This is a genomic window from Streptomyces albidochromogenes, from assembly GCF_005981925.1.
GTDB lineage: Bacteria > Actinomycetota > Actinomycetes > Streptomycetales > Streptomycetaceae > Streptomyces > Streptomyces albidochromogenes.
In genome coordinates, this window is sequence record NZ_VBVX01000576.1 from 1 (window position 1) to 1,804 (window position 1,804).

Below are 1,804 nucleotides of genomic sequence, written 5' to 3' on the forward strand. Positions count from 1 at the left end.
CTGCCAGCGCGTGCCCCCGGATCCCGGCCGACACCCGTGCCGCCGACCGACCGTCCCCCGGGTGGCCGACCTCCCCGCCGCCCCACGGCACCTCGACGGTACGGCCCGTCACCGGCAGGGAGAATGGTGCGCGTGGATCTCGACTCCTTCTCCGCCCTGCTGACCGACGAGGGCCAGTCCCTGCTCGCCGTCCTGCGCGACCACGACCCCGCGCGGGAGCTGGCGACCGCGACCCGGCTGCGCCGTGACCACCCCGCCGCGCTCGTCTCGGCGGCCCTCGGGCAGGCGCGGCTGCGGCAGCGGGCGGTGGCGAAGTTCGGCGCCGAGGACGCGTACCGGATGTACTTCACCCCCAACGGCGTCGAGCAGGCCACCCGCACGACGGTCGCGGCCTACCGCGCCGGGCGGTTCGCCGCGCTCGGCGTACGGAGCGTCGCCGACCTGTGCTGCGGCATCGGCGGCGACGCGATCGCGCTGGCCCGCGCCGGGGTCCGGGTCCTCGCGGTCGACCGCGACCCGCTGACGGCGGAGGTGGCACGCGCCAACGCGGAGGTGCTCGGCCTGTCCGCACTCGTCGAGGTCCGCTGCGCCGATGTGACGGGCGTCGACACCTCCGGCTACGACGCGGTGTTCGTCGACCCGGCGCGGCGCGGCGGCCGGGGCCGGATCTTCGACCCCGAGGCGTACTCGCCGCCGCTGTCCTGGGCGATCGAGGCGGCCCGTACGTCCGCGCACGCGGCGCTCAAGATCGCGCCGGGCGTCCCCCACGAGGCGGTGCCCGACGACGCCGAGGCGGAGTGGATCTCGGACGGCGGGGACGTGAAGGAGGCGGTGCTCTGGTTCGGCACCGCCCCCGGGGCGGTCCGCGCCACCCTGCTCCCCGGCCCCCGGACGCTGGTCGGCGCCGGTCTGGCCGACCCGGAGCCGGGCGGGGTCGGGCGCTACCTGTACGAGCCGGACGGCGCGGTCGTCCGCTCGCACCTGGTGGCGGACGTGGCCCGGGAGGTGGGCGGCCGGCTCATCGACGAGACGATCGCGTACATCACGTCGGACGAACTGCACCCGACGCCGTACGCCACCGCGTACGAGATCACGGACCAGCTGCCCTTCGGCCTGAAGAAGCTGAAGGCGCTGCTGCGGGAGCGGGGAGTCGGCGTACTGACGGTGAAGAAGCGCGGCTCGGCGATCGAGCCGGAGGAACTGCGGCGAAAGATGAAGCTGTCGGGGCCGCACTCCGCCACGGTCTTCCTCACCCGGGTCGCGGGCGCCCCGACCGTGCTGATCGGTCACCCCGCGGCGTAGCGGAAAGATCCTTGGCCGTCCGGTCACACTCGCGCTCCCGGCTCCGTCAGAGCGGTGAACCACTCACCGCACCGAGCCGGGGCAAGCGCGCACCGGCCGCCACCGCTGAGGAGCCCCGCTGATGTCCGCACACACCGTCGTCACCGTCCTGGCCGCCGTCCTGGTGGGTTTCTCGGCCGCGTCCGTCTTCCTGCGCGCCCCATGGGTCGTGCGGCCCATGGCGGACTACGGCATCCCCCGGTCGTGGCTGCCGTGGCTCGGCACGGCCAAGGCCGCGGGCGCGGCGGGCCTGCTGGCCGGACTGCTCGTGCCGGCCGTCGGCGCGGCGGCCGGGATCGCCCTGGTCCTGTACTTCACGGGGGCCGTCGTCGCGGTGGTCCGGGCGCGCTGGTACGCGCACATCCCGTTCCCCCTGGTGTACGCCGCGCCGGTGGTCGGCTCCCTGGTGCTCGGGGCCTTCTGAGCACCGCCGCGCGCGGCCGGCCGCGCCCCTCGTGTCACC

2 protein-coding genes are annotated in these 1,804 nt (G+C 75.6%); both read left to right on the forward strand.

The features are described from left to right. Positions 1-123: 123 nt before the first annotated feature. Positions 124-1,302, forward strand: coding sequence for a THUMP-like domain-containing protein (locus E2E34_RS33990; RefSeq protein WP_138905669.1), 1,179 nt, complete (start codon positions 124-126; stop codon positions 1,300-1,302). A 121-nt stretch (positions 1,303-1,423) separates the two neighbouring features. Beyond that, positions 1,424-1,765 carry a DoxX family protein gene (locus tag E2E34_RS33995; RefSeq protein ID WP_208765416.1) on the forward strand — a complete coding sequence of 114 codons (342 nt, stop codon included), beginning with the start codon at positions 1,424-1,426 and terminating at the stop codon, positions 1,763-1,765. Positions 1,766-1,804 lie beyond the last annotated feature (39 nt).